This window comes from Methanospirillum sp., assembly GCF_028679455.1.
Classification (GTDB): domain Archaea; phylum Halobacteriota; class Methanomicrobia; order Methanomicrobiales; family Methanospirillaceae; genus Methanospirillum.
This window is the reverse complement of the sequence record NZ_JAJRBM010000213.1, coordinates 1-5,700: the sequence shown is the minus strand read 5'-3', so window position 1 is coordinate 5,700 and position 5,700 is coordinate 1. Positions and strand designations below refer to the sequence as shown.

The 5,700-nt window shown below is 47.5% G+C and carries 5 protein-coding genes; all 5 read left to right on the top strand.

What is annotated here, in order from left to right; genetic code table 11:
- The first annotated feature begins 143 nt into the window (after nt 1-143).
- The gene (locus LUQ50_RS07090; protein WP_300038275.1) at nt 144-614 is read left to right on the top strand and encodes a hypothetical protein; all 471 of its coding nucleotides are present in this window, start codon (nt 144-146) and stop codon (nt 612-614) included.
- The gene (locus LUQ50_RS07085; RefSeq protein WP_300038272.1) at nt 611-1,810 is read left to right on the top strand and encodes an ABC transporter substrate-binding protein; all 1,200 of its coding nucleotides are present in this window, start codon (nt 611-613) and stop codon (nt 1,808-1,810) included. The genes LUQ50_RS07090 and LUQ50_RS07085 overlap by 4 nt, the downstream gene beginning before the upstream one ends.
- Nucleotides 1,791-2,852 carry an iron ABC transporter permease gene (locus LUQ50_RS07080; RefSeq protein ID WP_300038269.1) on the top strand — a complete coding sequence of 354 codons (1,062 nt, stop codon included), beginning with the start codon at nt 1,791-1,793 and terminating at the stop codon, nt 2,850-2,852. The genes LUQ50_RS07085 and LUQ50_RS07080 overlap by 20 nt, the downstream gene beginning before the upstream one ends.
- On the top strand, nt 2,846-3,622 hold the full coding sequence (locus LUQ50_RS07075) for an ABC transporter ATP-binding protein (RefSeq protein ID WP_300038265.1): 777 nt from the start codon (nt 2,846-2,848) through the stop codon (nt 3,620-3,622). The genes LUQ50_RS07080 and LUQ50_RS07075 overlap by 7 nt, the downstream gene beginning before the upstream one ends.
- A 1-nt stretch (nt 3,623) precedes the next feature.
- The coding region (locus LUQ50_RS07070) for a cobaltochelatase subunit CobN (protein WP_300038262.1) at nt 3,624-5,700 on the top strand (2,077 nt) is incomplete at its 3' end.

The following is a 5,700-nucleotide window of genomic DNA, read 5'->3' as shown; positions in this document are numbered from 1 at the left end:
GCTATTACCTCCGCTTTTGAGAATAATCCTTGGATTCCAGGGAAGGATAATATCAGAACTTATGGGCAGGATACGATGTCAATGTCAACCTGTTCTCAGCATTCCTGAATAGTTACCTTATTATTTTTATTCTGATATCCTCCATGTCATTCGCCGAATCAAATCCGCTGATTCCGAATGTTACTACTAGCGTCAACGTAAGTCAATGGGATTACCAGTACAGTCTCAACGGATTAACAACTCCGGCCGGAGTATCGATGCAACTACCACAGGGGTTCTCATATCTGTCATCGAGCCTTCCTGGCATCCAGGTTAGCCAGTCTGCTGACTCTCTTTATTTTGCAATCCCTGACGGAGGAGAACTTTCTTTCCGCATCACTGGTTCTTCAGGGATACTAACCGGATCATACACGAACTACCTCACTGGAGAAGAGATCGTCCTCCCATTGGTCTCATTACAGGAGGGTTCAATCAGAGTTGTAGAAAAAAGCACGGATGTTCATGATTCAGCCACAAGTAACCGGAAAAATCCACAGAGTGCAGGATTTTTTCCCGTATCAATCCTGTTCTCGCTTGTTTGTGGAGTGATGATTCTTTCCTGGAGGCAATCATGAAAAAACCGGTAATCATTGCAATTCTGTTTCTCATCACAATCCTCCCGGTTTGTCCAGATATTACAGGAGATTCCAATGGCGATGATCGGATCAGCACTGGTGAGTTGAGTTCAGCCATCCTGGCAGATCTTGAAACCGGAGAATCAGTCTCACCGGAGGTCATGGATGCAGCATTTATGTACCGGTATTGGAATGGAACTCCCCTCATGATCACCGATACTGCAAATCGGACTACAATTTTGGATAAACCAGTCCGCCGTCTCATAGCATACGATGGCAGTACCCTTGAGACCCTGCGTTCTTTGAATGCATCAAACCTGATAATTGGAGTACCACAGAATGCCCACGATGAGCAGACATTCTTCCCGGAGTTTCAGAATACTCCTGATGTAGGAACCGTCTGGTCACCAAACATCGAATCGCTCCTGGCATTACACCCTGATACAATCTTTATCTATGCAACCATCAGCCAGGATGCCGTGAAGACTATCGAAGACCAAGTCCATAATCTTGATCCATCGATTAGGGTCCTGCGGTTCGATCTCTTCAGACCTGAAGTATATCCTGCTGAAGCGAGGATAATCGGGAAAATTTTGGGGAAAAACCAGGAGGCAGAGGAATTTCTTTCATTCTATGAACCGGTGATGAATTCAATCAGGAACCGGGTTGCATCCATCCCGGAAATGGAACGGAAGACTGTCTACTTTGAGAGTTGGAACGCCTATAAATCTGCAGCTCCAGGATCGGGTTACCACGAGAAGGTGGTCTTTTCAGGAGGAAGAAACATCTTTGCTGATTCATCGACGCCATACCCTGCAGTTGATCCTGAAGCAGTACTCAGACTTGCCCCTGATATTATCATTAAACAGGTGGGGGCGGGAGAAGCGAATGTGGGTGGCTACAATGACCCTGACAATTCAGCCCTCATTCCGGTACATGATGTACTGGTAAACCGGACCGGATGGAGGACGCTCCCCGCAGTTCAGCAAAATAAGGTGTACATCATCCAAAGTGATATTCTCGGTTCAGCCTCCCATTTCATCGGGATGCAGTATCTTGCAAAATGGTTTTATCCAGACCTTTTTGCTGATTGCGATCCTTTAAAGACTCACCAGGAGTACCTGAACCGATTCCAACATCTCGCATTTGATCCCGCTATCAGGGGTGGTTTTGTCTATGGAAATGCAACCTGCTGATTCACTGATCACTCTTTATCTTCAGTCACAGGGAAAGCGAATCCTGTTTGGTGTAGTTCTTACAGGACTTCTCTTCGTTCTCCTGTGCATATCAGTGACCATCGGGTCTGCCGGCCTGACACCACCTGAAGTTGCACTCACGATTGTTAACAGACTACTGGGAAATAGAAGTGATTCTTTTGAAAACGCTATCGTATTTGGAATCAGGCTTCACAGGGTTATCTTTGGAGCTTGTGCAGGTTTCGGTCTTGCCGTTTGTGGTGCCGTGATGCAGGGAATACTGCGCAACCCTCTTGCAAGTCCGTTCACCCTGGGAATATCATCTGCAGCTGCATTCGGGGCATCTATAGCCATCATATTCGGTACCGGAATCGGACTCTGGACAGAAGGTTTCATCGTAACCAATGCTTTCATATTCACCCTTCTGGCCACCTTCGGGATATACCTCATGGCAAAACGCCGGGGTATGACCGCCGAGACGATGGTTCTTGCAGGAATTCTGATTATGTACCTTTTCTCAGCCATGACCTCATTCTTACAGTTCTTTGCGTCAGCAGAACATAACCAGGAGATCGTGTTCTGGACATTCGGGAGTCTGACGCGTACAAGTTGGGAAAAGACCGAAGCAGTAGTTGCCATTCTCCTTCTGACGATCCCCTATCTCCTCTGGCGATCCTGGGACATCAATGCCCTCTCAGAAGGAGATGAGATAGCAAAAGGACTTGGGGTTCTTGCTGACCGGACACGTGGAACCTGCATGATGATAGTGTCTGTCATCACCGCAGGAATCATCTGTTTTACCGGAACCATCGGCTTTATCGGACTTGTCGCCCCCCACATCTCCCGGATGCTTATCGGAGCAGATATGCGGTATCTGATCCCGATATCAGGACTGATCGGGGCAATGCTTCTCACCAGTGCTGACATCCTCTCAAGAAGTCTGATACCGGATCAGATCATCCCAGTCGGAATCATGACCGCATTTATCGGAATTCCGTTTTTCGGGTACCTGTTCATGAAAGTGAGGCGGGAATATTGGTAATACTGAGTGCAGAGAAAGTTGCATACACCTACCACCAGACTCCGATAATACAGGATATCTCATTTGAGGTCAGACCGGGAGAGTTTATCGGCCTATGTGGGAAAAATGGTTCAGGAAAGACCACACTTCTCAAATGCCTGGGCCATATCCTCAAACCCGAAGGAAAAGTCTCAATAGATGGGAAGAATCTGAATGAGATAGAGGCGAGGAGTCGTGCTCGGATCATTGGATATGTTCCCCAGTCAATACAGGGTAGGATATCTAAAACGGTCTTTGAAGCAGTCCTCATGGGAAGAAAACCATATATCACCTGGGGAGTCTCTTCCCATGATCTTCAAATCGTTCAGGAAATAATATCCCGATTCGGGCTGCTGCCATTTGCTTCAAGGGATGTGTTTGAAATCAGCGGTGGAGAGCGACAGAAAGCACTCATTGCCCGTGCTATTGCTCAGGACCCTTCAATCCTTCTTTTGGATGAGCCAACCGCTAACTTGGATCTCTATCATCAACTCGAAGTTATGGAGATCATTTCATCAATCATTCGTGAACAGGGAATTGCGGCAGTAATGGCAGTTCATGATCTTACCCTTGCCATGCGGTACTGCAGCAGGGTACTGATCATCCATAATCATCGGATTATCGGGGACGGGTTACCATCTGAAATCCTCACCCCTGATCATATCAAAACCGTGTACCAGGTGGATGCACATATGAGCACTGACGGAGGAATACCACATATTGTCCCGATACGGGCATCAAGAGGATTCTAACATGAAGATAACCGGCATTGTATGGGGCGGAGAATTACCGCTCCTCAAAAGGGTATGTGATATGCAGGAGATAATCTATGCTTTCTATACCAGTACTGCAGTTCGAGAAGAGGAAGAACTTCAGAAGGCAATTCGGGATATTAAAGATGCAGATCTGATCCTTATCCACCCATCACCTGATCCAGTCTGGGATGATATCATCCCCCAGATACCAACGGGTATTCCGGTTGTCCCAATCGGTTTTGATCAGGAAGGCATGTCAATATCAACCGTCCAGACAAAAGTTGCTGCTACTGCTTCTGCCTATTATATCTATGGCGGAGAGATGAACATCGGTGAGATGGTAAAATACCTGCGTGCCGAACTCTTCCACGAATCAATTGTTTTTCAGGAGCCGCAGCCCAATGCATGGGATGGTATTTACCACCCGGATAGTGCCCGGATTTTCTCTGATCCTAATGAATATCTCCAATGGCGGGGGAGAAAGCATGACTCTATTGTTGGAATACTTTTTTACCGTTTGTACTGGGTCAACTGTGATCTGAAAGTTATTGACGCTGTAATCCGTAGACTCGAACAAGAACACGATGTAATTGCTGTCTTCTGTATTGGAACCGGCGACGCAGATTTGGGTGCTCGGCCGGGAGATAAAGTTATTAATTCTTACTTTACCGGTCGGATTGATCTCCTCATCAATCTGCAGTCAGTCACCCTCTCCCGCAACATCCGTGAAACGGTGATAAACCTCCGTGTTCTGAACGTTCCCATCATCCATCCGGTCATCATTTACAATCGGACTTATGAAGATTGGATCACCAGTAGTGCCGGACTCACTCCATCTGAAGCCGGTTGGGCAATCGTCATTCCTGAGTTCATGGGAATGACCTCTATGATCCCGATCGGGACCCGATCGCCCGATGAACCAGCTGGTGGCGACGTGGAATGGCATGATCCCATTGAGGAACGGATAATGGCACTAGGAAACCTGGCATCACGCTGGGTCAGACTGAAACACAAAAAACCAGAGGAAAGAAAAATTGCATTTATCCTGAACAATGCACCATGCTCCTCAATAGAAGCAACCGTAGGAACTGCAGCCCATCTTGACTCTCTCGAGTCTGTCGCCCGGATCCTGCAGATGCTTAAAAAGAATGGATATGCCGTTACTGCTCCTGAAAACGGTAAAGACCTCATAAATACCATACTGGATAAAAAAGCCCTTTCCGAGTTCAGGTGGACATCAGTCCAGGAGATCGTTGCAAAGGGGGGAGCACTCGATCTGGTCGGACCTGATCTATATCTTCGATGGTTTGATGAACTCCCTGAGAGCCTCATCACCCAGCTCAGGGAAACCTGGGGAGACCCTCCCGGAGAGATGAAAGACGGAGTGCCCCCGGGGATGGTGTATGAAGGATCTTTGGTTATCACCGGCGTTAGATATGGAAATGCGGTTGTCTGTACACAACCCAAACGAGGCTGTGTGGGTGCCAGATGTGACGGTCAGGTATGTAAAATTCTGCATGATCCACAAATCCCTCCGCCGTATCATTACCTTGCAACCTACCGGTACCTGACAGAGATCTGGAACGCCGATGTCCTGGTACATGTCGGGACTCATGGAACACTTGAATTTCTTCCTGGCAAGTCGGTAACACTTTCTTCATCATGCCTTCCGGCAGCAGTTCTGGGAGATGTACCCCTGATCTACATTTACAATACAGACAATCCGCCGGAAGGCACTATTGCAAAAAGAAGAACACCATCAACGCTCATCGGACATATGCAGTCACTGATGACCGAGAGCGGACTATATGGTGATCTTGCCGAACTTGCAGACCGGCTGGATGAATATCAAAGAATTGTGACGTCAGATCCGGCTAGGGCTCATGCTCTTGAACATGTAATCATCGACCTCATCGCCAGGAACAAGATGGAGAAAGAGATCGACATCGAGCAGATCAAAGAACATGGGGAAGGGATGAATGACCTCATTACCATAGCTCATGAATCCCTTACCCGGATCTATAATACCCAGATTCCGGAGGGTCTGCATATCTTTGGGGAAATCCCACTTGGAG